Source organism: Pseudomonas sp. FDAARGOS_380, from assembly GCF_002591235.1.
GTDB classification, from domain to species: domain Bacteria; phylum Pseudomonadota; class Gammaproteobacteria; order Pseudomonadales; family Pseudomonadaceae; genus Aquipseudomonas; species Aquipseudomonas salmasensis.
Genome location: NZ_CP023969.1, coordinates 2878079 through 2901866, shown reverse-complemented (window position 1 = coordinate 2901866; position 23788 = coordinate 2878079). Strand labels below are relative to the sequence as shown.

22 protein-coding genes, 2 tRNA genes and 1 pseudogene are annotated in these 23788 nt (G+C 58.0%); 4 read left to right on the top strand and 21 right to left on the bottom strand.

The window, feature by feature from the left end; translation table 11 throughout:
- Positions 1-8: 8 nt before the first annotated feature.
- From rimP to rlmE, 9 genes are all read right to left on the bottom strand, one after another.
- Positions 9-467, bottom strand: coding sequence for a ribosome maturation factor RimP (rimP, locus tag CRN80_RS13685; RefSeq protein WP_032897769.1), 459 nt, complete (start codon positions 465-467; stop codon positions 9-11).
- A gap of 140 nt (positions 468-607) precedes the next feature.
- Positions 608-684 (bottom strand) — tRNA-Met (locus tag CRN80_RS13680).
- A gap of 96 nt (positions 685-780) precedes the next feature.
- Positions 781-866, bottom strand: a tRNA-Leu gene (locus tag CRN80_RS13675).
- A 22-nt stretch (positions 867-888) separates the two neighbouring features.
- Positions 889-1272 (bottom strand): preprotein translocase subunit SecG, encoded by a 384-nt coding sequence (secG, locus tag CRN80_RS13670; protein ID WP_003194191.1) that lies wholly within the window; start codon positions 1270-1272, stop codon positions 889-891.
- Positions 1273-1276: 4 nt separating this feature from the next.
- The gene (tpiA, locus tag CRN80_RS13665) at positions 1277-2032 is read right to left on the bottom strand and encodes a triose-phosphate isomerase (protein ID WP_003194193.1); all 756 of its coding nucleotides are present in this window, start codon (positions 2030-2032) and stop codon (positions 1277-1279) included.
- A gap of 66 nt (positions 2033-2098) precedes the next feature.
- On the bottom strand, positions 2099-3436 hold the full coding sequence (gene glmM, locus CRN80_RS13660; protein WP_003194195.1) for a phosphoglucosamine mutase: 1338 nt from the start codon (positions 3434-3436) through the stop codon (positions 2099-2101).
- Positions 3437-3452: 16 nt separating this feature from the next.
- Positions 3453-4304 (bottom strand): dihydropteroate synthase, encoded by an 852-nt coding sequence (gene folP, locus CRN80_RS13655; protein WP_032895274.1) that lies wholly within the window; start codon positions 4302-4304, stop codon positions 3453-3455.
- An 8-nt stretch (positions 4305-4312) separates the two neighbouring features.
- Positions 4313-6223, bottom strand: a complete 1911-nt coding sequence (gene ftsH, locus CRN80_RS13650; protein ID WP_032895273.1) for an ATP-dependent zinc metalloprotease FtsH — start codon at positions 6221-6223, stop codon at positions 4313-4315.
- Positions 6224-6423: 200 nt separating this feature from the next.
- Positions 6424-7074: a 23S rRNA (uridine(2552)-2'-O)-methyltransferase RlmE gene (gene rlmE, locus CRN80_RS13645; protein ID WP_003194199.1), complete on the bottom strand. Its 651-nt coding sequence runs from the start codon at positions 7072-7074 to the stop codon at positions 6424-6426.
- Positions 7075-7181: 107 nt separating this feature from the next.
- Here rlmE and CRN80_RS13640 point away from each other — a divergent pair, with 107 nt between their 5' ends.
- Entirely contained in the window at positions 7182-7490 is a 309-nt protein-coding gene (locus CRN80_RS13640) for a YhbY family RNA-binding protein (protein WP_003176146.1), read from the top strand.
- 9 nt (positions 7491-7499) lie between these two features.
- Here CRN80_RS13640 and CRN80_RS13635 read toward each other — a convergent pair.
- The 8 genes and pseudogenes from CRN80_RS13635 to grpE all read right to left on the bottom strand — a co-directional run bounded on the left by CRN80_RS13635 (position 7500) and on the right by grpE (position 17973).
- Positions 7500-7904, bottom strand: a pseudogene (locus CRN80_RS13635) (MFS transporter).
- Between the two features lie 28 nt (positions 7905-7932).
- Complete coding sequence (greA, locus tag CRN80_RS13630) at positions 7933-8409, bottom strand: transcription elongation factor GreA (RefSeq protein ID WP_003194203.1); 477 nt, start codon at positions 8407-8409, stop codon at positions 7933-7935.
- On the bottom strand, positions 8406-11627 hold the full coding sequence (gene carB, locus CRN80_RS13625) for a carbamoyl-phosphate synthase large subunit (protein WP_003194205.1): 3222 nt from the start codon (positions 11625-11627) through the stop codon (positions 8406-8408). Before carB ends, greA begins: the two co-directional genes overlap by 4 nt.
- 105 nt (positions 11628-11732) lie before the next feature.
- Positions 11733-12869, bottom strand: coding sequence for a glutamine-hydrolyzing carbamoyl-phosphate synthase small subunit (carA, locus tag CRN80_RS13620; protein WP_032895270.1), 1137 nt, complete (start codon positions 12867-12869; stop codon positions 11733-11735).
- A gap of 259 nt (positions 12870-13128) precedes the next feature.
- On the bottom strand, positions 13129-13935 hold the full coding sequence (dapB, locus tag CRN80_RS13615; protein ID WP_032895268.1) for a 4-hydroxy-tetrahydrodipicolinate reductase: 807 nt from the start codon (positions 13933-13935) through the stop codon (positions 13129-13131).
- A 10-nt stretch (positions 13936-13945) separates the two neighbouring features.
- Positions 13946-15070, bottom strand: a complete 1125-nt coding sequence (gene dnaJ / locus CRN80_RS13610; protein WP_032895267.1) for a molecular chaperone DnaJ — start codon at positions 15068-15070, stop codon at positions 13946-13948.
- 317 nt (positions 15071-15387) lie between these two features.
- Complete coding sequence (gene dnaK, locus CRN80_RS13605) at positions 15388-17310, bottom strand: molecular chaperone DnaK (protein ID WP_098950350.1); 1923 nt, start codon at positions 17308-17310, stop codon at positions 15388-15390.
- Between the two features lie 102 nt (positions 17311-17412).
- Complete coding sequence (grpE, locus tag CRN80_RS13600) at positions 17413-17973, bottom strand: nucleotide exchange factor GrpE (protein WP_003194215.1); 561 nt, start codon at positions 17971-17973, stop codon at positions 17413-17415.
- Between the two features lie 254 nt (positions 17974-18227).
- Between grpE and recN the strand changes: the two genes are divergently transcribed.
- Positions 18228-19901 carry a DNA repair protein RecN gene (gene recN / locus CRN80_RS13595; RefSeq protein WP_098950349.1) on the top strand — a complete coding sequence of 558 codons (1674 nt, stop codon included), beginning with the start codon at positions 18228-18230 and terminating at the stop codon, positions 19899-19901.
- Positions 19902-19986: 85 nt separating this feature from the next.
- Here recN and fur read toward each other — a convergent pair whose 3' ends face one another.
- A complete protein-coding gene (gene fur / locus CRN80_RS13590) occupies positions 19987-20391 on the bottom strand; it encodes a ferric iron uptake transcriptional regulator (RefSeq protein WP_003194220.1) in 405 nt (134 codons plus the stop codon).
- 98 nt (positions 20392-20489) lie between these two features.
- Between fur and CRN80_RS13585 the strand changes: the two genes are divergently transcribed.
- Positions 20490-21017 carry an outer membrane protein assembly factor BamE gene (locus CRN80_RS13585; RefSeq protein ID WP_098950348.1) on the top strand — a complete coding sequence of 176 codons (528 nt, stop codon included), beginning with the start codon at positions 20490-20492 and terminating at the stop codon, positions 21015-21017.
- A gap of 564 nt (positions 21018-21581) precedes the next feature.
- Here the strand turns inward: CRN80_RS13585 and CRN80_RS13580 are convergent.
- Both CRN80_RS13580 and CRN80_RS13575 read right to left on the bottom strand, forming a co-directional pair.
- Positions 21582-21884, bottom strand: a complete 303-nt coding sequence (locus tag CRN80_RS13580) for an RnfH family protein (RefSeq protein WP_034133693.1) — start codon at positions 21882-21884, stop codon at positions 21582-21584.
- Positions 21877-22311: a type II toxin-antitoxin system RatA family toxin gene (locus CRN80_RS13575; protein ID WP_005791512.1), complete on the bottom strand. Its 435-nt coding sequence runs from the start codon at positions 22309-22311 to the stop codon at positions 21877-21879. Before CRN80_RS13575 ends, CRN80_RS13580 begins: the two co-directional genes overlap by 8 nt.
- A gap of 167 nt (positions 22312-22478) precedes the next feature.
- On the opposite strand from CRN80_RS13575, the gene smpB reads away from it, so the two are divergent.
- Positions 22479-22961, top strand: a complete 483-nt coding sequence (gene smpB / locus CRN80_RS13570; RefSeq protein ID WP_003176160.1) for an SsrA-binding protein SmpB — start codon at positions 22479-22481, stop codon at positions 22959-22961.
- 27 nt (positions 22962-22988) lie between these two features.
- Here the strand turns inward: smpB and CRN80_RS13565 are convergent, their stop codons facing one another.
- Complete coding sequence (locus tag CRN80_RS13565) at positions 22989-23756, bottom strand: FCD domain-containing protein (protein WP_032895263.1); 768 nt, start codon at positions 23754-23756, stop codon at positions 22989-22991.
- Positions 23757-23788: the final 32 nt, after the last annotated feature.

The window sequence follows — 23788 nt, the reverse complement described above, 5'->3', positions numbered from 1 at the left end:
TCCGCGTCTCAGTCAAAACTGGGAATAATGTTGGCCTTGTCGATCATATCGATCGGCAACAGGAACTCATGGTCTTCTACCTGCACCACGACATCCTGATCTTCTACACTGCGCAGAAGGCCCTGAAAGTTGCGTCGCCCTTCAAAGGGGGAGCGCAGCTTGATCTTCACTTGTTCACCGGCATATTTAGCAAACTGCTCGAGAGTGAACAGTGGGCGTTCCATGCCTGGCGAGGAAACCTCAAGGGTGTATTCAACGGAGATTGGATCTTCAACATCCAGCACACCGCTGATCTGACGGCTGACGATGGCACAATCGTCCACCAGCACGCCGCCCTCTTTATCGATATAAACGCGCAACATTGAGTGGCGACCTTGAGCCGAAAACTCAATACCCCAGCATTCATAGCCTAGGGCCACGACCACCGGGGCCAACAAGGCCTGCAACTCTTCTAGCTTGCTCGACACCTGAACCCCCTCGTGCATGTATGTGCATGCTGTGCAAAATAAAAAAATGGGCGAAACGCCCATCCTTGAAACGCCGTCGAACAGCGGCGTTGAAAGTGTCCAGCTAACAAAAAGCCCCTTAAAAGGGGCTCCGCTAAAACTGGTTGCGGGGGCCGGATTTGAACCGACGACCTTCGGGTTATGAGCCCGACGAGCTACCAGACTGCTCCACCCCGCGACAAAGCTGGGGCGGAAGTATACGACCGATCCCTTACAGGGTCAATGCAACCTTCCACCTACAAGAAAGCCCGCAACAGCGGGCTCTCCTGATAATTGGTACCGAGAAGGGGACTCGAACCCCTACACCCTATGGGCACAACCACCTCAAGGTTGCGTGTCTACCAATTCCACCACCTCGGCAATACAGCGTTTACAACCCTTCTTACTTCTGCTCTTGAGCTGGAGGTACGTCAGTCGCTGGAGTAGCCGACTTTTGCTCTTGAAGCACCGGGACATCATCAGAAGCCGGTTTTGCTTTTGGAACTTCCAACACTGCTGGGTTTGGCAAACCTACTTGAGTCAGCACATGAGCTTTCTCTTTAGCAAAGTAACCTAACCCTAAGCTGGTTATGAAGAAACCTGCGGCAAGTATAGCAGTAAACTTACTAAGAAAGGTAGAGGAACCTTGGCTTCCGAACACAGTATTTGAAGCACCTGCACCGAAAGACGCACCAGCATCCGCACCTTTACCCTGTTGCAACAAAACCAGAGCAACTACGCTCAGGGCAGCCAACAGATGAAAAACGACTACGACTGTTTCCAGCATTTTTTCAGTTTCCCGCGGCGCGACAGATCGCACCGAACTCATCTGCATTCAGGGAAGCTCCACCAATGAGCCCCCCATCGATATCCGGCATGCCGAACAGTTCGACCGCATTGGCCGCCTTCACGCTGCCGCCGTATAGAAGCCGCACACCTTGTGCGACTTCAGAATTCTCTGCCGCCAACTGCGCGCGGATGGCTGCGTGCACATCCTGCGCCTGTTGCGGTGTAGCAGTCAGCCCGGTGCCAATGGCCCAGACCGGCTCGTAAGCAATAACTGCTTTTGCAAATGCACCTACACCCAGCTCCTCGATGATGCTGCCCAGCTGACGCGAGACAACTTCAAGAGTCTTGCCCGATTCGCGCTGCTCAAGGGTCTCCCCAATGCACAACACCGGAATCAAGCCACAAGCCTGTGCTGCGGCGAACTTGCGGTTGAGCGTCCCATCCCGCTCGCCCATCATCTGGCGACGCTCGGAGTGCCCGACAAGCACATAGGAACAACCCGCATCAACCAGCTGACTCGGCGAAATCTCGCCGGTCAACGCGCCTTGCATCGGCTCTACCGCAGAGTTCTGCGCGCCGACCTGAATCGACTTACCTTTCAAGCCATCAACCACTTGGTTGATATGCAAGCAAGGCGGGAACACCGCGACGTCAACACCGCTAGGCAAGGCCAAGTGACGAAGGCCGTTGATCAGCTCAGCGACACTGGCGCGGGTACCGTGCATCTTCCAGTTACCAGCTACCATAGTGCGACGCATGCTGTACCCCGTCGGTCAAAGTGGGCGCAGATGTTACCCAACCACATCACCACTGGCAAGCCGAATTCAGGCGCAAACTTCAGTTACCAGTTTTGCCAGGTCTTCGGCATGGCCGCGAACCTGTGTTTCGTCCTCGCCTTCGACCATCACGCGCACCAACGGCTCTGTGCCGGACTTGCGCAGCAACACACGCCCGCGCCCCGCCATTGCCTGGGTCACGCGTTCGCAAGCCTCTTTGACAGCAGGGTGCTCGATGGGGTTTTCGCCACCGGCAAAACGCACATTGAGCAGCACTTGCGGGCACTTGCGCAGGGCTTGACGCGCCTGGGCCAGGCTCTCCTCGCGGCGACGCAGGGCCAACAGCACCTGTAGCGCGGCGATGATCGCGTCACCCGTGGTGGTGTGCTGGAAGCAGACCACATGACCGGAATTCTCACCGCCAACCAACCAGTTACGCTCCAGCAGCTCGGCGATCACGTAGCGGTCACCGACATTGGCGCGAATAAAGGGAATCCCCAGTTCTGCCAACGCCAATTCCAGCCCGAGATTACTCATCAGGGTGCCGACCACGCCACCTTGCAGCTTGTTACGCTCATGCAGGTCACGGGCAATGATGAACAACAGATCATCACCATCCACGATCGTGCCGGTGTGATCCACCATCAGGACACGGTCGCCATCGCCGTCAAAAGCGATGCCCAGGTCCGCATGCTCAGCCAGCACTGCAGCTTGCAGCTGCTCCATGTGGGTGGAACCGCAGTTGTCGTTGATGTTCAAGCCGTTAGGCTGAGCCGACAGCACGGTGACCTGTGCACCCAGTTCCTTGAAGACGCTCGGCGCCACCTTGTAGGTCGCCCCATGGGCGCAATCGACAACAATCTTCAAGCCTGCAAAATTGGTGCTGCTCGGAACACTGCTTTTACAAAATTCGATATAGCGACCTGACGCGTCGTTAATGCGCGACACCTTGCCCAGCTTGCTGGACTCAACCACCGTCATCGGCGCATCCAGCAACTCTTCGATCATCAGCTCGATCTCGTCAGGCAGCTTGGTGCCCTGCCCCGAGAAAAACTTGATGCCATTGTCATCATGAGGATTGTGGGAGGCGCTGATCACAATACCGGCTTCAGCGTGGAAGGTACGCGTCAGGTAAGCGATTGCCGGCGTGGGCATAGGGCCCAGCAGCATCACGTCGGCGCCGGCGGCGGACAGGCCGGCCTCCAGCGCGGATTCAAACATGTAGCCCGAAATACGGGTGTCCTTGCCCACCAGGATGCGACACGCGCCCATGCTACGGAACGCCATGCCTGCCGCCCAACCCAGCTTGAGCATGAAATCAGGGGTGATCGGGAATTCGCCGACCCGACCACGAATGCCGTCGGTGCCAAAATATTTCTTAGTCATAAGTGCTCCATCATTCTTATTCGGCTGATTCTACAGCAGCGAGCATGCGCACCACATCGACCGTTTCGGCGACATCATGCACACGCAAAATACGTGCGCCCTTGGTCACGGCAAGCGCCGCAAGCGCCAGGCCGCCATACAGCCGTTCGCCGACCGGGCGATTCAAGGCGAGCCCTATCATGCTCTTGCGCGAAACGCCGACCAACAGCGGGCGACCAAGGGCGTGCAAGGCTTCCATGTGTTTGAACAGGCTTAGATTGTGCTGCAAGGTCTTGGCAAAGCCAAACCCCGGATCAAGGATGATCTGTTCGGGCGCAATACCCACAGCTACACACTGGGCAACCCTCTCAGCAAGAAACCCACTCACCTCGCCAACCAGGTCGTCGTAATGCGGATTGTCCTGCATGTTGCCGGGCTCACCCAGCATATGCATCAGGCAGACAGGCAAGCCGGTTGCAGCGGCCGCATCAAGGGCGCCGTCGCGCTGCAAAGAACGCACATCGTTGATCAAACCAGCCCCGAGACGCGCGGTTTCGCGCATCACTGCCGGGGTGGAGGTGTCTACCGAGATGATGACATCCAGCTCACGGGCAATACGCTCAACCACCGGCGCCACCCGCTCCAGTTCCTCCAATGGAGAAACAACGCGGGCGCCGGGGCGGGTAGATTCCCCTCCCACATCAATCAACGTCGCACCGGCAGCCACCATTGCCTCGGCGTGGCGCAACGCTGCGTCCAGTTGGCTGAAGCGGCCACCATCGGAAAAGGAGTCAGGGGTTACATTGAGGATGCCCATGACATGCGTCCGGGCCAAATCAAGAACCCGGTTGCCGCAAGGCAACCGGGTAGAGGACAAAGCAGAAGTCATTTCAAACCTTAGTGATCAGCTGCCGGGCCGCCGATAGGCGTTTCAGGGCGCTCATTTTGCACCACAGGCGGAGTGCCCGAAGTACCCGAACCACCTTCCCAGTCACGCGGTTCACGCGGCGCACGGCCCGCCATGATGTCGTCGATCTGGTCGGCGTCGATGGTTTCGTACTTCATCAACGCATCAGCCATGGCGTCCAGCTTGTCACGGTTGTCAGTCAGGATCTGCTTGGCCGTGCCGTAGCACTGGTCAATGATGCTGCGAACTTCGGAGTCGATCAGCTTGGCTGTCTCACCCGAGAAGCTGGCGCTTTGCCCACCGCCACCACGACCCAAGAACACTTCGCCTTCTTCTTCGGCGTACATCAATGGGCCGAGTTTTTCCGACAAGCCCCACTTGGTCACCATGTTTCGTGCGATCTGGCTGGCACGCATGATGTCGTTGGAGGCGCCAGTGGTCACACCGTCGAAGCCAAGGGTCATTTCTTCAGCAATACGGCCACCATACAGCGAGCAGATCTGGCTGATCAGCGCACGCTTGGAGAGGCTGTAGCGATCCTCTTCCGGCAGGAACATGGTCACGCCCAGTGCCCGACCACGGGGAATGATCGACACTTTGTAGACCGGGTCATGCTCAGGCACAACGCGACCTACAATGGCGTGACCGGCCTCGTGATAAGCGGTGTTCTGCTTCTCTTTCTCGGACATGACCATGGATTTGCGCTCGGCGCCCATCATGATCTTGTCTTTCGCCAATTCGAACTCTTTCATCTCAACGATGCGCTTGCCAGTACGGGCAGCGAACAGCGAAGCCTCGTTGACCAGGTTTGCCAGGTCAGCACCGGAGAAGCCAGGAGTACCACGGGCGATCACAGCCGGAGCTACGTCGTCACCCATCGGCACCTTGCGCATGTGTACTTTCAGGATCTGCTCACGGCCACGGATGTCCGGCAGGCCGACCACAACCTGGCGGTCGAAACGGCCCGGACGCAGCAACGCAGGGTCCAGCACGTCCGGACGGTTGGTTGCGGCGATGACGATAATGCCGTCATTCATCTCGAAACCATCCATCTCTACCAGCAACTGGTTGAGGGTCTGCTCACGCTCATCGTGACCGCCACCCATGCCAGCGCCACGATGGCGACCAACGGCATCGATTTCGTCGATGAAGATGATGCATGGCGCGTGCTTCTTGGCCTGCTCGAACATATCGCGAACACGGCTGGCGCCGACGCCGACAAACATTTCGACGAAGTCAGAACCGGAAATTGTGAAGAAAGGCACCTTGGCTTCGCCGGCAATCGCCTTGGCCAGCAAGGTTTTACCGGTACCCGGTGGCCCCACCATCAGCACACCGCGAGGAATACGGCCACCCAAGCGCTGGAATTTGCCCGGATCACGCAGGAACTCGACCAACTCGCCGACTTCTTCCTTGGCTTCGTCGCAACCTGCAACGTCAGCCAAAGTGGTTTTTACCTGGTCTTCGGAGAGCAGGCGCGCCTTGCTTTTACCAAAGCTCATCGGCCCGCCCTTGCCTCCCGCACCGCCTTGCATCTGGCGCATGAAGAACATGAACACGGCGATAATCACCAGGATCGGGAAGCTGGCCACCAGGAGTTGAGTCCAGATGCTTTGCTGTTCAGGCTGCTTGCCTTCCACAACGACCTTGTTATCCACCAGGTCACCGATGAGACCGTTGTCCTGAATGGCAGGACGAATGGTCTTGAAGCTGTCGCCATCGTTGCGCTTACCGGTAATCACGTAGCCATCAACCGCTACGCGCTCGACCTTGCCATCCTTAACTTGCTGGATGAAGTCGGAATAGTTGAGGGTCTGCGGCTCGTTAGGGCTGGAGAAGTTGTTCATCACCGTCACCAGGACAGCCGCGATGATCAACCACAGGATCAGATTCTTTGCCATATCGTTCAATTAACTACCCTCTGAAGCAAGCTCCGCTACTGGCGCGCGCTTCGCATGATATTCACCGGCCTAACTTACTACATTACCTACAACTCTGGCAGGCGCCGTCTGTAACCCTTTGTGAAACTTTGACTACGCAATATTCGTAAAGCTTCGTGACGAAAGCGATATAAAAAAACCTATCGCCCTCCTCGAATTTCTCAAAAACGCTCTTCGCTCGCCGCGCCTTCGACGCCGCGGTAGCCACGGCACAGCAGATACTGCTCCCTGGACCGGTCACGGGAAGAGTCCGGTTTGCGGGTCTGCACCTTGTCGAACAGCTTGCGAATGTTCTTGTGGTACTCGTCGAAACCTTCACCCTGGAACACCTTCACCAGGAAATCGCCACCCGGACGCAACACCCGACCTGCCAAATCCAGCGCCAGTTCACACAGGAACATGGCACGCGGCATATCAACAGCCGGTAATCCACTCATATTGGGGGCCATGTCGGAAATCACAAGGTCTACCTGCGAATTTCCCACAGCCTCCAGGATCTCGGCCAATACCTTGTCCTCGGTAAAATCGCCGTGAACAAAGGTCACGTCCGGGATGCTGTCCATCTCAAGGATGTCCGAAGCGATCAATCGGCCTTGCCCACCAATCAGACGACTGGTCACCTGGGACCAGCCACCGGGGGCCGCGCCGAGATCGATAACGCTCATGCCTGGACGGATCAATTTGTCCTTATCCTGGATCTCCAGCAGCTTGTAGCTGGCACGGGAACGATAGCCGTCCTTTTGCGCCTTTTTGACGTAAGGATCATTGAAATGTTCTTGTAGCCACTTAAGGCTGGTTTTGGAACGGGCCACGGGCCACCTCGAAAAAATAAAACGGGTCGTGATTAACTGGGCGGTCCCGGACTCGCTCGGGTAAACTGGCCGCCGCTTTTTACAAGATCAGACGCAGGGGTCAGATTATGCCGCTCACTCAAGAGCAGAAGAAACAGTACAAATCCATTGGCCACCATCTGAAACCAGTTCTGATTGTGGCAGACAACGGTTTGACTGAGGGTGTGCTAGCCGAATTCGAGCGCGCACTGAACGATCACGAACTGATCAAGATCAAGGTCAACATCCTTGATCGCGAAGCGCGCCTGGCCGCCGTTGCAGAACTGTGCAAGGTCGGCAAAGCGGACCTAGTTCAGGTCATCGGCAAGATGGCGCTGCTGTATCGCAAGAACTTCAGCGTCAACAAGCAACTGTCGAACGTTCATCGCTTCAAATGATGAAAAGGGTCAAGGGCGTGCTTCGCGCGCCCCGCCACTCCATCCCGGCGCAGGCTGCATAACCAGCACCAGGCCAGAGAACCCTAGCACAAGATAGCTGAATAACTGCCAGCGCAACGCTTGCGGCAGCCACACATGCACCACTCAAAACATTGCGCATGCATACAGCGCCATCAACAGCAGTTGCCCGCGAATATCCCGCCACAAACTCTTCAGGCCTTCAGCCTTGACCAGCACCAACACCTGAAGCAGCACGCACGCCGCCGCAAAACCCACCAGCAGCGCACTCAATAATCCGTCGATCTCATCGATCAGCAGCGGCGCCAGGCCAATCAGGCCCAACGCCGGCAATACACCAATATGTAACAGCCATAGGCCGCCCACCCAAAGCATCTGAGAGAGCTGCCAAAGCATGGCGCCCGCACGCAGCGGGCGCCGTCTTTCAGATGTGACGAACTTCGACAATCTCGTACTCGATCACGCCACCCGGCGTCTTGACGGCCACCACATCACCCTCTTCCTTGGCAATCAAGGCGCGGGCCAGCGGCGAACCAACAGAGATCTTGCCAAGTTTGAAGTCAGCTTCATCTTCACCCACGATGTGATAGACAACGCGCTCATCAGTCTCGACGTTGGCGATCTCAACAGTGGTGCCGAAAATCACTTTACCGGTATGAGGGATGGAGGTGACATCAATGATGACCTGATTCTGAATCCGACCCTCGATGTCACGAATCCGCGCCTCAACCATACCCTGCTGCTCGCGAGCAGCGTGGTATTCGGCGTTTTCCTTCAAGTCACCCAGCTCGCGGGCCGTACCGATGTCCTGGCTCAGCTTTGGACGTACGACCTTGGTCAGATGGGCGTGTTCCTCTTCCAGGGCCTTAGCGCCCTGGACGGTCATTGGGTATTTGATCATGCCTTCAATCCTGCGTGTAGATCCTGCAAGCGACGCACGGTCTTTTCCGGACCGAACTTGAGCGCTTCACAGATAGCTTCGCCAGCAGCAATGGTAGTGGTGCAGTAAATCTTGTGCTGCAAGGCATTACGACGAATGGAATAGGAGTCCGCGATCGACTGACGACCTTCGGTGGTGTTGATGATCAGGGTGACTTCGTCATTCTTGATCATGTCGACCACATGCGGACGGCCTTCCGTCACCTTGTTCACGCGGCGCACTTTCAGGCCGGCAGCTTCGATCAGCTTGGCGGTCCCGGCAGTAGCCACGACTTCAAAGCCCAAGTTGATCAGATCGCGGGCAACCCCTGCAACCAGTGGCTTGTCGTCATCACGCACGCTGATAAACGCAGTACCCCCGGTCGGCAGCACTTCGCTGGCGCCCATCTGGGCCTTGGCGAATGCTTCACCGAAGGTATCGCCCACGCCCATCACTTCACCGGTGGACTTCATCTCTGGGCCCAGGATCGGGTCCACGCCAGGGAATTTGGCGAATGGGAACACCGCCTCTTTCACACTGTAGAAGTTCGGAATGATTTCCTTGGTAAAGCCGATTTCCTTCAGGGTCTTACCAGCCATCACACGCGCAGCGATCATGGCCAGGGACACACCGATGCACTTGGACACGAACGGTACGGTACGCGAAGCACGCGGGTTGACTTCAATGACGTAGATGTCTTCGCCTTGCAGCGCCAACTGTACGTTCATCAGGCCGACAACGCCCAGCTCCAGGGCCATCTTCTTGACCTGTTCGCGCATCTCGTCCTGGATGTGCGCCGGCAGCGAGTATGGCGGCAGCGAGCAGGCCGAGTCACCGGAGTGAACACCGGCTTGTTCGATGTGCTGCATGATGGCGCCGATGACTACATCGGTGCCGTCGCAGACCGCATCCACGTCCATTTCGATGGCGCAGTTGAGGAAGTGGTCCAGCAGCACCGGGCTGTCGTTGGAGACTTTCACCGCATCACGCAGGTAACGCTTGAGTTCTTCTTCTTCGTAGACGATTTCCATCGCCCGGCCGCCCAGTACGTAGGACGGACGCACCACCAGCGGGTAGCCGATCTTGCTGGCCGCGCGGATGGCTTCGTCTTCGCTGCGCACGGTGGCGTTCGGCGGCTGGCGCAGGTTCAGGCGCTCAACCATTTGCTGGAAACGCTCACGGTCTTCGGCACGGTCGATTGCATCCGGGCTGGTACCGATGATCGGCACGCCAGCGGCTTCGAGGGCACGCGCCAGTTTCAGCGGGGTCTGGCCGCCGTACTGGACGATCACGCCTTTAGGCTTCTCGACGCGGCAGATTTCCAAGACGTCTTCCAGGGTTACCGGCTCGAAGTACAGGCGGTCGGAAGTGTCGTAGTCAGTGGAAACCGTTTCCGGGTTGCAGTTGACCATGATGGTCTCGTACCCGTCTTCGCGCAGGGCGAGGGCGGCGTGTACGCAGCAATAGTCGAACTCGATACCCTGGCCGATACGGTTCGGACCGCCACCCAGAATGATGATCTTGTCGCGACCCGTCGGCGCGGCTTCGCACTCTTCCTCATAGGTGGAGTACATGTAGGCCGTGTCGGTGGCGAATTCCGCGGCGCAGGTGTCAACGCGCTTGTAGACCGGGAAGATATCCAGCTTGTGGCGATGAGTACGCAGGTTCTTCTCGGTCACACCCAGCAGCTTGGCCAGACGCTGGTCGGAGAAGCCTTTGCGCTTGAGGCGGAACATCAAGTCGCGGTCGATAGACGACAGACCCAGCGTCTTGACCTTCTCTTCTTCCTTGATCAGATCTTCGATCTGCACCAGGAACCACGGGTCGATCATGTTCATGCCGAAGATATCTTCGACGCTCAGGCCGGCACGGAAGGCGTCCGCCACGTACCAGATACGCTCGGCGCCCGGCACGGTCAGCTCGCGCTTGAGGATGCTCATGCTTTCCGGGTTGCTCAGGTCGAGCTTCTCGTCCAGGCCGCAAACACCGACTTCCAGACCGCGCAGGGCTTTCTGCAGGGATTCCTGGAAAGTGCGGCCGATTGCCATGACTTCACCGACCGACTTCATCTGGGTGGTCAGGCGTGCATCCGCCTTGGCGAATTTCTCGAAGGCAAAGCGCGGCAGCTTGGTCACGACGTAGTCGATAGACGGCTCGAAAGACGCCGGCATCGCGCCGCCGGTGATTTCGTTTTGCAGCTCGTCCAGGGTGTAGCCGATAGCCAGCTTTGCAGCGATACGTGCAATCGGGAAGCCAGTCGCTTTCGAGGCCAACGCCGAAGAACGCGATACACGTGGGTTCATCTCGATCACGACCATGCGGCCGGTGTCCGGGCAGATGCCGAACTGAACGTTGGAACCGCCGGTTTCAACGCCGATCTCACGCAATACCGCCAGGGAGGCGTTACGCAGGATCTGGTATTCCTTGTCGGTCAGGGTCTGTGCTGGCGCCACGGTGATCGAGTCACCAGTGTGCACGCCCATCGGGTCGAAGTTTTCGATAGAGCAGACGATGATGCAGTTGTCCTTCTTATCGCGGACAACCTCCATCTCATATTCTTTCCAGCCGATCAGGGATTCGTCGATCAGCAGCTCTTTGGTCGGCGACAGGTCCAGGCCGCGAGCACAGATTTCTTCGAACTCTTCGCGGTTGTAAGCGATACCGCCGCCGGTGCCGCCCATGGTGAAGGACGGACGGATGATGCACGGGAAGCCCAGGGTCTCGAGGACCGCGTTGGCTTCTTCCATGCTGTGGGCGATACCGGAACGCGGGCACGCCAGGCCGATGGACTTCATGGCCTTGTCGAAACGCGAACGGTCTTCAGCCTTGTCGATGGTGTCGGCATTGGCACCGATCATCTCTACGCCGAACTTTTCCAGGACGCCTTCGCGCTCCAGGTCCAGGGCGCAGTTCAGAGCGGTCTGGCCGCCCATGGTTGGCAGCAGCGCGTCCGGACGCTCTTTCTCGATGATCTTGGCAACGGTCTGCCACTTGATCGGCTCGATGTAGGTGGCGTCGGCCATGGCCGGGTCAGTCATGATGGTGGCTGGGTTGGAGTTCACCAGGATGACGCGGTAGCCCTCCTCGCGCAGGGCTTTACAGGCCTGGGCGCCGGAGTAGTCGAATTCGCAGGCCTGGCCGATCACGATCGGGCCAGCGCCGAGAATCAGGATGCTTTTTATGTCTGTACGTTTTGGCATGGGTTTGTCACTCAAATCCGCAGGTCAGTCGGCAAGCCGTCTTGAACAATCTTTGAAGAGCCTGCGGGGGCCACCGCGATCCGGGGCCGCCCGCAGGCCACTCAGTCAGCGTCGCTTGGCCATCTCATTGATGAAACGGTCGAACAGCGGCGCTACGTCGTTCGGGCCCGGGCTGGCTTCAGGGTGGCCCTGGAAGCTGAACGCGCTCTTGTCGGTGCGCTCGATGCCTTGCAGGGAACCGTCGAACAGCGACTTGTGAATGGCGCGCACGTTGCTTGGCAGGGAGGCTTCATCCACCGCAAAACCGTGGTTCTGGCTGGTGATCATCACAACGCCAGTGTCCAGGTCTTGTACCGGGTGGTTGGCACCGTGGTGGCCGTGGCCCATTTTCAGCGTCTTGGCGCCGGAGGCCAAAGCCAGCAGCTGGTGACCAAGGCAGATACCGAACACCGGAATGTCGGTCTCCAGCACGTCCTTGATGGCCTGGATAGCATAGTCGCATGGCTCAGGGTCACCCGGGCCGTTGGACAGGAATACACCGTCCGGCTGCATCGCGAGCACATCGCTGGCAGGGGTTTGCGCGGGCACCACGGTCACACGGCAACCGCGCTCGACGAGCATGCGCAGGATGTTGTACTTGACGCCGTAGTCATAGGCGACCACGTGGTAAGGCAGATCGGCAGCCTCGATAGTCGCGTGGCTGTCGGTCTTCAGATCCCACACAGTGGAACGCCACTCGTATTTCTCTTTGACGCTGACGACTTTCGCCAGGTCCATGCCTTTCAGGCCAGGGAAGCCTTGCGCTGCGGCAACCGCCGCTTCTTCAGAAATATTGTCACCGACCATGATGCAGCCGTTCTGCGAGCCTTTTTCACGCAGGATGCGCGTGAGGCGGCGCGTATCGATACCGGCGATCGCCACAACGTTGTTGGCTTTCAGGTAATCGGACAGCGACATCGTGTTACGCCAGTTGCTCGCAACCAGGGGCAGGTCACGAATCACCAGGCCCGCCGACCAGACACGATCAGACTCGACATCTTCCGGCGTGGTGCCGGTGTTGCCGATGTGCGGATAGGTCAGGGTAACGATCTGTTGGGCGTAGGAAGGATCGGTAAGGATTTCCTGATAGCCGGTCATGGCGGTGTTAAACACCACCTCTCCAACGGTTTGACCGTCGGCTCCAATGGCTTCGCCGCGAAAAATGCTGCCATCAGCAAGGGCGAGTATGGCTGGCTTAGTCAAGAAGACCTCCCGTAAATAAAGCCTGAAAGGGCGATCGCAGGTTGTAAAAAAGCGGAGTGACGTATGGACACGTCACCCCGCTTCTTCACTGAATTATTCTGCGCGCTTTTAGTGGACACACTAAAGCTGTAGCTTACAGAAAAAGGCTTTTTTGGTCCACCGCTAATGAGCCTTAAAGGCAGGGGAATGCGACAGGACGTCGCCTAGCGGGTAAAAACAGGGCCACAGGATAATCCTGAGCCCCCGTTTTAGCTACTGCTTAGTGCAGGTCCAGCACGTCACGCATGTCGTACAGGCTTGGCTCACGCCCTTCCAACCAGAGCGCGGCACGCACCGCGCCCTTGGCGAAGGTCATGCGGCTGGAGGCTTTGTGGGTAATTTCCAGGCGCTCACCTTCGGTAGCGAACAGCACCGTGTGATCACCGACCACATCACCACCGCGCACGGTCGCAAAACCAATGGTGTCACGCGCGCGCGCACCGGTATGGCCCTCACGCCCGTACACCGCCACTTTCGACAGATCGCGACCCAGCGCATCCGCAATGGCTTCACCCATGCGCAATGCCGTGCCTGAAGGCGCGTCGATTTTATGGCGATGGTGGGTCTCGATAATCTCGATATCCGCCTCATCACCCAGCACGCGCGCCGCCAGGTCCAGCAACTTCAGCGACAGGTTCACACCCACGCTGAAATTGGCCGCGAAGACGATCGGAATATCCTTGCCCGCCTCCACCAGCAACTGCTTCTGCTCGGCACTCAAACCGGTCGTGCCGATCACCATGGCCTTGCCTGCCTTGCGGCAGAAGGCCAGATTTTTCAGCATCACTTCCGGCAGGGTGAAGTCGATCAGCACGTCGAACTCGTCAGCCACCTGCTCGAGGTTGCCAGACAGCGAAACACCGATGCGGCCCAATGAGGCCAACTCACCCGCGTCCGCGCCGATCAACGTACTGCCTGGGCGAACAATCGCCGCCGTCAGCCCGGAGGCCGGCGAGCGTTGCTGCACCGCCTCGACCAGCGTCTTGCCCATGCGCCCGGCAGCGCCCATTACGGCTATACGTCGCATATTCAGATCCTTACAGGTCGCCGAAGAAGCGTTTTACACCGTCGAAGAAGCCCGTGGTCTTCGGCGAGTGGGAGTCGTCGCCTTCCAGCGAGCTGCGGAACTCTTCCAGCAGTTCACGCTGACGACGATTCAGGTTCACCGGGGTTTCAACCGCCACACGGCACATCAGGTCGCCAGCACCGCCACCGCGCACGGGCGCAACGCCCTTGCCACGAATGCGGAACTGCTTGCCGGTTTGAGTCCCCTCGGGAATCTTGAGCTTGACCCGCCCATCCAGCGTCGGAATCTCCAGCTCGCCACCCAGTGCTGCATCAACAAAGCTGATCGGCACTTCGCAGAACAAATGCTTGCCATCACGCTGGAAGATCGAGTGCTCGCGCACATTGATCACCACGTACAGGTCGCCCGTAGGGCCGCCCTGGGCACCCGCCTCGCCTTCGCCCGACAGGCGAATACGATCACCGGTATCCACACCCGCCGGCACTTTCACCGACAGCGTCTTGTACTCTTCGACGCGGCCTTCGCCGTGACAGGAGTCGCACGGATCGGAAATGATCTTGCCCTGGCCATGGCAACGCGGGCAGGTTTGCTGCACCGAGAAAAAGCCCTGCTGCATGCGCACCTGCCCGATACCGCCACAGGTCGGGCACGTGATCGGCGAGGAGCCTTTCTTCGCACCGGAGCCATCGCACGGCTTGCAGTTAACCAGCGTCGGCACACGGATATTGACACTGGTGCCGCGCACGGCCTCTTCCAGGTTCAGCTCCAGAGTGTAACGCAGGTCGCTGCCACGCTGAGGGCCGCCACGCTGACCGCCACGGCCACCGCCGAAGAAGTCGCTGAATACGTCGCCGAAAATATCGGAGAAGTTCTGTCCACCAAAACCGCCACCGCCACCACCCATGCTCGGGTCGACGCCGGCATGGCCATACTGGTCGTAGGCCGCACGCTTATTGGGATCACACAGGCATTCGTAGGCCTCATTGGCCTCTTTGAACATCTCTTCGGATTCTTTGTTATCCGGATTACGGTCCGGGTGGTGCTTCATCGCCAGGCGACGGTAGGCCTTTTTCAGCTCCGCCTCGCTGGCGCCACGCTCCACACCCAATACTTCGTAATAGTCACGCTTTGCCATAAGTCTTTGCACTCTTAAGGACGTTCGACCTGGCCCTCCTGAACCCTGCCAAACTCGTTGAGCCCCAATACAGGCCCGGACCCAACTCACGTCAATTCAACGATCCTGGTCATTACTGCTTTCAGCCAGGGACCCGGCCAAAAACGCGGTGACTGTCATTCGGAAAGCAGGAGCATTCCCGTTCACACCGCCAGCATCCGAGCGTTGTCGCATGCTGTAAAAATTCGCATACCCCAGACACGCCAACGCGGGAGCAAGCTCCCGCGCGGCGACATCCTACCAGTCACCGCTTGTGTGCGGTCAACCGGGCGACCAAGTTACTTCTTCTGGTCGTCTTTAACTTCTTCGAACTCGGCGTCGACAACATCGTCGTGCTTGGCTTCAGGCTCTGCTTGTTGCGCAGCGCCGTCAGCCGGCTGGCCTTGTTCGGCGTACATTTTCTGAGCAACTGGCGCGGAGACTTTCGACAGCTCCTCAACCTTGGCTTCGATGGCAGCCTTGTCGTCGCCTTTGATGGCGGCTTCCAGGGCAACCACTGCCGCTTCGATTGCGGTTTTCTCTTCGTCGGTCACTTTGTCGCCAGCATCAGCGATCATTTTGCGAGTCGAGTGAACCAGCGCGTCACCCTGGTTACGGGCGCCTGCCAACTCTTCGAACTTCTTGTCCGCTTCAGCATTGGTTTCAGCATCACGGATCATCTGTTGAATTTCTTCATCAGACAGGCCGGAGTTGGCCTTGATGGTGATCTTCTGCTCTTTGCCGGTGGCCTTGTCTTTCGCGCCGACGTGCAGGATGCCGTTGGCGTCGATGTCGAAGGTCACTTCGATTTGTGGCACGCCACGTGGTGCTGGTGGAATCTCAGCCAGGTCGAACTTGCCCAGGGACTTGTTCTGCGCAGCTTGCTTACGCTCGCCCTGCAGCACGTGGATAGTCACGGCGCCCTGGTTGTCATCGGCAGTCGAGAACACCTGGGATTTCTTGGTAGGAATCGTGGTGTTTTTCTCGATCAGCGCAGTCATCACGCCACCCATGGTTTCGATACCCAGGGTCAGCGGGCTTACGTCCAGCAGCAACACGTCTTTCACGTCACCGGCCAGTACGGCACCCTGGATGGCAGCACCCATGGCAACGGCTTCGTCCGGGTTCACGTCTTTACGAGCTTCTTTGCCGAAGAACTCGGTGACCAGCTTCTGAACCAGTGGCATACGGGTCTGACCGCCTACCAGAATCACGTCGTTGATAGAGCCAACGTCGATACCGGAGTCTTTCAGCGCGATGCGGCAAGGTTCGATGGTGCGTTGAACCAGGTCTTCAACCAGCGCTTCGAGCTTGGAACGCGAGATTTTCACGTTCAAGTGCTTAGGACCGGTAGCGTCTGCAGTGATGTACGGCAGGTTCACGTCGGTCGACTGAGCGGAAGACAGCTCGATCTTGGCTTTTTCAGCGGCTTCTTTCAGGCGCTGCATGGCCAGCGGGTCACCTTTGAGGTTCATGCCGCTTTCTTTCTTGAATTCGTCAACGAGGTAGTCGATCAGACGAATGTCAAAGTCTTCACCACCCAGGAAGGTGTCACCGTTGGTGGCCAACACTTCGAACTGGTGCTCGCCGTCAACTTCTGCGATCTCGATCACGGAGACGTCGAACGTACCGCCACCCAGGTCGTAAACGATCACGGTGTGGTCGCCCTTGGCCTTGTCCATACCGTAAGCCAGCGCAGCTGCGGTTGGTTCATTGATGATACGTTTTACATCCAGGCCCGCGATGCGGCCGGCGTCTTTGGTAGCCTGGCGCTGGCTGTCGTTGAAGTAGGCCGGAACGGTGATCACCGCTTCAGTCACTGCTTCACCGAGGTAGTCTTCGGCGGTCTTCTTCATCTTTTTCAAGATTTCAGCCGAGATTTGTGGCGGCGACATTTTCTGGCCGTTCACTTCAACCCAGGCGTCACCGTTGTCGGCCCTGGCGATTTTGTAAGGCACCATCTTGATGTCTTTCTGTACGACTTCTTCGTCGAACTTACGACCGATCAGACGCTTTACCGCGTACAGGGTGTTGTGCGGGTTGGTCACTGCCTGACGCTTGGCCGATTGGCCGACGAGGATTTCACCGTCGTTGGCGTAAGCGATGATCGACGGAGTGGTACGTGCGCCTTCGGCGTTTTCAATAACTTTTGCAACGCCGTTTTCCAGCACGGAGACGCAGGAGTTGGTGGTCCCCAGGTCGATACCGATAATTTTGCCCATGATTTACTCTCCCGAAACTTGAATTTGGTTGCCGCAGCAGTTGTGGCTAACTGCGGTAGCACTTAAACGCTTGACTTATAAATGGGGGCCTTGCGGCGTATTTCAAGCCTGCTCATCAATAGAAGGTGCAACGGGTGCAGGAGCCTTGCTCACCACCACCATTGCCGGGCGCATCAGGCGACCGTTGAGCTGGTAACCCTTCTGGAATACCTTGATCACGCTATTAGGTTCCAGGTCATGGCTTTCCTGCATGGCCATGGCTTGGTGATGCTCAGCATTGAACGGCTCGCCGGCTTGCGGATCGATCGCTTCCAACTGATAACGCTTCAGGGTGTCCTGGAACATTTTCAGGGTCAGCTCGATGCCTTCGCGCATTGGGCGGATGTTTTCATCGTCCGGGTTGGACAGTTCAAGACCACGCTCCAGGCTGTCGATGATCGGCAGCAGGTCACCGGCGAATTTTTCCAGCGCGAACTTGTGAGCCTTCTCTACATCCTGCTCGGCACGGCGGCGGACGTTCTGCAGATCGGCGGCAACACGCAACGATTGATCCTGCGCAGCGGCCAATTGCTCTTCGAGCACTTGCACACGAGTCGCCAGTTCATCACCGGCAGCCGAATTGGCGTCTGGAGTTTGCGTATCCTGCGTCTGTTCGTCAGCCATAGATTTCTCCTTTCAAAATCATGCGCGAACTCAACTCGCGCTTCTGCTCCGGTATATGGGGCCACAATTTTCAGGTTCAAGGGCGCAGGCGTTACCAAAAGTCTTTCGATTGACCTGGATCATTTCCTTCACGCTCATTCCACATCGCGCTAAAAAAAATCGCGACTCAAGCAAATCGAGCTAAGCGTCAGGATTGTCAGCCCCGAACAAAACACTGTATAAATAACCAGACCTAAAGCCTGGGAGCGGCCGTCATGCTCGTGCACCTGTCTGTACATAACTACGCCATCGTTGAACATCTGGATCTTGAACTGGATCGCGGGATGAGCGTAATCACAGGCGAAACCGGCGCCGGCAAGTCGATCATGCTTGACGCCCTCGGCCTGACCCTTGGCGATCGCGCAGACAGCGGCGTGGTACGCCCTGGCTCCGATAAGGCCGACATTCTGGCCACCTTCGACCTGGCGGACATCCCTGAAGCCGAGGCATGGCTGGCCGAGCGCGACCTTAATAATGAAGGCCCCTGCATTCTGCGCCGGGTGATCACCGCCGAGGGGCGATCCCGTGGCTATATCAACGGCACGCCCTGCCCACTGGGCGACCTGAAAGCCCTGGGCGAATTGCTGATCGATATCCACAGTCAGCACGAACACCAATCCCTGCTGAAAACCGATACCCACCGTCGCCTGCTCGATGAGTACGCCGGTGCCACCGACCTTTCCCGGCAAGTTCAACTGGCCGCCCAACGCTGGCGCCAGACACGCCAGGAACTGGAACGCCTTTCCAACTCCGGCGACGAACAACGCGCCCGCCACCAGTTGCTCAGCTATCAATTGGAAGAGCTCGAAAGCCTGGGCCTGGGTGAGACCGAGCTGGAACAGCTTGAGCAGGAACACAAGAACCTGACCAACGCCGAAACCCTGCTGGGCATCTGCCGCCAAGTGGTCGAGCAATGCAGCGAGAGCGACTCCGGCAATGTGCTCAACGCGCTGACGGCCAGCCTCAATCGCCTGTCCAGCGTGAACAATGCTTCTGGCTCACTGAGCGAAGCGACCACCCTGCTGACCAGCGCGCAGATCCAGGTTGAAGAGGCCGTGGGCGAACTCAATCGTTTCCTGGATCACTTCGACGCCGACCCAGAACGCCTGCAGGAAATAGAAGAGCGCCTGGACACTATTTATACCCTGGCTCGCAAGCATCGAATCCAGCCGACTGAAGTCGCAACCATGCAGCAGAAACTGCTGGATGAAATCGAAACACTCAACGCGAACGACGAATCCATCGAACGACTGGGCGAGGAGCTCGCTTCGTTTGCCCGTCATTATCAGGAAAAAGCCCGGGAGTTGAGCGCTCTGCGCCAGCAGGCAGCTACTAGCCTGGCAAGCGCCGTTGAGATGGAAATCCAACGCCTGGGTATGCCAGGCGGGCGCTTCACCATCGAGTTGCACCCCAACGCCAGTCAAGAATTGCAGCCCCATGGGCTGGAGCACGTCGAGCTGCTGGTGAGTGCCAACCCCGGCCAACCGCTCAAGGCCCTGGCCAAAGTGGCCTCCGGCGGCGAACTTTCGCGGATCAGCCTGGCGATCCAGGTGATTACCGCACAGACCTCACGGGTACCCACCCTGGTATTCGATGAAGTGGATGTGGGCATTGGCGGGCCGACCGCAGAAATCGTTGGCCAATTGCTGCGTCGCCTGGGGGATCGTGGCCAAGTGCTCACGGTGACCCACTTGCCGCAAGTGGCAGCTCAAGGGCATCAGCACCTGTTTGTGCATAAGGTGCGCGGCAGTGACGCGACACACACAGCCGTCTCCAAGCTGAACAAATCGGAACGGGTGGAAGAAGTGGCGCGGATGCTCGGCGGTATCGACTTGACCAAGGAGTCCTTGGCTCACGCAAAAAAAATGGTGGTGGCCGCGAAGGCTTGAAGCGACATTTTCCCCTCTATAGAAAGCACGAAGGCGACCCGAGGGTCGCCTTCAATCGTTTCGCAAAGCAAAACTGCGTCGATTTTTACTTTTTCTTACGGATGTACAACACGAGATTGTGGTCGACCAAATCGAACCCATGCTCCTCAGCAATCTTGTGCTGCAGCGCTTCGATTTCAGGGCTGGTGAACTCGATAACCTCATTGGTATCCAGGTCAACCATGTGGTCATGGTGACCACCGTCAGCCAATTCAAACACCGCATGACCGCCGTCGAAATTATGACGAACCACCAGCCCTGCGGCTTCAAACTGGGTCAGTACACGGTAGACCGTGGCCAGGCCGACGTCCTCGTTAGACTCCATCAGCGCCTTGTAAACGTCTTCGGCACTCATGTGGCGCTGCTCAGCAGAATCGAGCATTTGTAGAATCTTGACTCGTGGCAGAGTCACTTTGAGACCGGCTTTGCGTAGTTCGCTATTTTCAACCATGGTTAGCTTTCTCGCGGATGCTGCTTCGCAGCTTCTCTTAATACGGGTATGATCGGCGTTTACGTTGTCCCAGCCAAGATAGTGGAAGTCGCCCACCGATGCAAAACACCAAGCTCTTGCTAACCAGTTTCACCTTTGTGGGACTGCTCGCACTCGCCGGTTGTTCATTCCCCGGGGTTTACAAAATCGACATCCAGCAGGGCAATGTCGTCACGCAGGACATGATAGACCAGTTACGCCCGGGAATGACCCGACGGCAAGTACGGTTTATCATGGGTAATCCCCTGCTGACCGACACTTTCCATGCCGATCGCTGGGATTATCTCTACAGCCTGCAGCCGGGTGGCGGTGAACGCCAGCAGGAGCGCGTCAGTGTCATCTTCAATGGCAATGACCAGCTCGTGAGCCTGTCCGGTGACTTCATGCCCGGCGTAAGCCGCGATGAAGCCTTGCTGGGCAAGGACAGCGGCACCAACGTGACCGCCCCTGCGCAGCAAGCTGAAAAACCAAAATCCGAGGAACCGGCCAAGCCAGGTTCCTTGCTGGACAGCATCCAGAAAGACATCGACAACGTGGAAACCGTGCCCGTGCCGACGCCTGAGCCTCTGGACACCAGCCCGCAATAATTTTGCACTCGATAAAAAGCCCGGCATGCCGGGCTTTTTGTTGTCTGCCATTTGCATAGCTATATTGCCCACAGCATCAGCGCCTGGCTCAGCCCCCCCCCCCCCCCCTGTGGGGCTTGCTCGCGAAGGTGGTGTGTCAGTCAATTAATCTTTAACTGAACCACCGCCATCGCAGGCAAGCCAGCTCCCACATTAGCCATGTATTGCCCACAAAATCAGCGCCTGGCTCAGATCCCCTGTGGGAGCGGGCTTGCCCGCGATAGCGGTGTGTCAGTCACTGAATATTCAGCTAAACCACCGCCATCGCAGGCAAGCCAGCTCCCACATTAGCCATGTATTGCCCACAAAATCAGCGCCTGGCTCAGATCCCCTGTGGGAGCGGGCTTGCCCGCGATAGCGGTGTGTCAGTCACTGAATATTCAGCTGAACCACCGCTTTCGCAGGCAAGCCAGCTCCCACAGTTGGATCGCGCGGCTCCAGGGAGATAGGTGTCGGTTGGCAGGCAGTTACCGGTTCAGCTTCGTATGGCAGTGGTGTAGATGGCTACGCTACCCTTTGGCACGCTCAAGAATTCGCTTGCCTGGCCAATGCCGCCTTGGCCGCGCGCAGCCTGCGCACCTCTTTAGGGTCGGCCAGCAAAGGCCGATAGATCTCAATACGGTCACCGGCTTGTACGCAGCGCACCTGTGCATCCACGACGACCTTGCCAAATATACCCACCGGGCAATCAGCCAGATCAACATCAGGAAAATGCGCCGCCATTCCCGACGCCTGCACCGCTTCGCGCAAACTAGTGCCTTCAGCCACCTTTACCGCCAGCAACACCTGGCGATCCTCAGCGGCAAACACCACCTCAATCTCAACCATGCAGTTGCTTGGCGCGCTGACAGAACGCGTCCACCAGGGTATTGGCTGCCTGATTGAACAAAGGCCCCAAGGTCGCACGAACAATCGGCCCGGCATAATCAAACGACAGATCCAGGCTGATCTTGCAGGCTTTGTCCGTCAGCGCCTTGAACACCCACACGCCGTGCAGTTGAGTGAACGGCCCTTCCTGCAGGTTCATTTCAATGGACTTACCCGGCACCAGCACATTGCGCGTCACAAAATGCTGGCTGAGGCCGCCCTTGGCCACCCCCACGCTGGCAACCATGTGCTCGTCACTGCTCTCCAGAACCTCGGCCGTCGAGCACCAAGGCAGAAACTCTGGGTAACGCGCCACGTCGTTGACCAGGTCATAGAGCGCCTGCGCCGGGTAGGGCAACAGGGCCGAACGTTGAATATGCGTCGTCATGTGAGCGTTACTTCCACTGCTTAAGGCAAACATCGCGAAAGAACAGCCCAATCCGCGAGAGAAAAAAACCAAAGAACTGCCCGCATTGTCCGGGATTCATCCAACTCGCTCAAGCACACAGGTTGACCGTAGCCGACACGCTCGCAACTCCCTATAATGCCGCCCCTATGGCTAAACAAAAGAAACACCCCACAGGGACCATCGCGCAAAATAAAAAAGCGCGACACGATTACTTCATCGAACATCGGTTCGAGGCTGGTCTGGTCCTGGCCGGCTGGGAAGTAAAAAGTCTGCGTGCCAGCAAACTGCAGCTGGTCGACAGCTATGTGCTGCTCAAGGATGGCGAGGCATGGCTGCTTGGCAGTCATATCACCCCGCTGACCACCGCGAGCACCCACGTGATTGCCGACCCGGTGCGTACGCGCAAGTTGTTGCTCAATGCCCGCGAACTCGAAAAACTCGCCGCAGCCGTGCAGCAAAAAGGCTACGCGTGTATCTGCTTGTCCTGGTACTGGAGCAAGCACCTGGTCAAATGCGAGATCGCATTGGGCAAGGGCAAGAAGGAATACGACAAGCGCGACACCGAACGCGAGCGCGATTCCAATCGCGAGCTGCATCGCGCCGTGCGCAACAAAGGCAAGGAAGAGTAATCCTTGTGACGGTGTAGCCCACGCGGGCTACATCCCTTTGCGTCGCTCCGCCCGAGCCACGCGCTGAACCTCCTGGCGCACCTCCTCCAACACCTCCTGCACATACAGCAGATGCCGTGTCGAGACGTCGCGCGCCTGCTCGGCCCGCCCCTCGATGATGGCCAGGTACAAGTCCCGATGCTGACTGATCAGCATGTCGCGGGTCTCGGTACGCTGCTGGTACATGCCACCAATATTCGTCACTACGTTACGCTTGAGCAGGTCGAACAGCCCGCGAATGGTGTGCAGCAATACGGCGTTATGACTGGCTTCGGCAATCGCCAAGTGAAACCTCGCATCCGCAGCGCCCTCCTCCACTCGGCTCACCTCGTCGGCGCGCGCATAGCAATCCTGCAACGCCTCAAACGCGGCGGTCAGCCGTTCACGGTCAACCTCCGTGGCGCGTAACGCCGCGTAATAAGCACACGAAGCCTCCAGGGTCTGGCGAAACTCCAGCAGGTCGCGTTGCGCTTCGGGATTGCTTTCCAACAAGTGCAGCAGCGGATCACTGAAGGTCGAACCCAGGGAGTCCACCACATAGTTGCCACCGCCCTGGCGACTGACCAGCAAGCCCTTGGCCGCCAGTTTCTGAATCGCCTCACGCAACGATGGGCGCGACACACCAAAGCGCTCAGCCAACGCGCGCTCGGCCGGCAAACGCTCGCCCGACTTCAGCGTGCCCTCGAGAATCATGCCCTCAAGCTGCTCGACAATATCGTCAGACAAACGGCGCTGACGCACCTGATCAAACCCCATAACTCACTCTCCACCATCCCGACCACTCGCCG

Coding starts and splice junctions, on each gene's coding strand:
- secG (WP_003194191.1), bottom strand. CDS start 1,272: ATGCTGGAAACAGTCGTAGTCGTTTTTCATCTGTTGGCTGCCCTGAGC.
- tpiA (WP_003194193.1), bottom strand. CDS start 2,032: ATGCGTCGCACTATGGTAGCTGGTAACTGGAAGATGCACGGTACCCGC.
- glmM (WP_003194195.1), bottom strand. CDS start 3,436: ATGACTAAGAAATATTTTGGCACCGACGGCATTCGTGGTCGGGTCGGC.
- folP (WP_032895274.1), bottom strand. CDS start 4,304: ATGACTTCTGCTTTGTCCTCTACCCGGTTGCCTTGCGGCAACCGGGTT.
- ftsH (WP_032895273.1), bottom strand. CDS start 6,223: ATGGCAAAGAATCTGATCCTGTGGTTGATCATCGCGGCTGTCCTGGTG.
- CRN80_RS13640 (WP_003176146.1), top strand. CDS start 7,182: ATGCCGCTCACTCAAGAGCAGAAGAAACAGTACAAATCCATTGGCCAC.
- greA (WP_003194203.1), bottom strand. CDS start 8,409: ATGATCAAATACCCAATGACCGTCCAGGGCGCTAAGGCCCTGGAAGAG.
- carB (WP_003194205.1), bottom strand. CDS start 11,627: ATGCCAAAACGTACAGACATAAAAAGCATCCTGATTCTCGGCGCTGGC.
- dapB (WP_032895268.1), bottom strand. CDS start 13,935: ATGCGACGTATAGCCGTAATGGGCGCTGCCGGGCGCATGGGCAAGACG.
- dnaJ (WP_032895267.1), bottom strand. CDS start 15,070: ATGGCAAAGCGTGACTATTACGAAGTATTGGGTGTGGAGCGTGGCGCC.
- dnaK (WP_098950350.1), bottom strand. CDS start 17,310: ATGGGCAAAATTATCGGTATCGACCTGGGGACCACCAACTCCTGCGTC.
- grpE (WP_003194215.1), bottom strand. CDS start 17,973: ATGGCTGACGAACAGACGCAGGATACGCAAACTCCAGACGCCAATTCG.
- recN (WP_098950349.1), top strand. CDS start 18,228: ATGCTCGTGCACCTGTCTGTACATAACTACGCCATCGTTGAACATCTG.
- fur (WP_003194220.1), bottom strand. CDS start 20,391: ATGGTTGAAAATAGCGAACTACGCAAAGCCGGTCTCAAAGTGACTCTG.
- CRN80_RS13585 (WP_098950348.1), top strand. CDS start 20,490: ATGCAAAACACCAAGCTCTTGCTAACCAGTTTCACCTTTGTGGGACTG.
- CRN80_RS13580 (WP_034133693.1), bottom strand. CDS start 21,884: ATGGTTGAGATTGAGGTGGTGTTTGCCGCTGAGGATCGCCAGGTGTTG.
- CRN80_RS13575 (WP_005791512.1), bottom strand. CDS start 22,311: ATGACGACGCATATTCAACGTTCGGCCCTGTTGCCCTACCCGGCGCAG.
- smpB (WP_003176160.1), top strand. CDS start 22,479: ATGGCTAAACAAAAGAAACACCCCACAGGGACCATCGCGCAAAATAAA.
- CRN80_RS13565 (WP_032895263.1), bottom strand. CDS start 23,756: ATGGGGTTTGATCAGGTGCGTCAGCGCCGTTTGTCTGACGATATTGTC.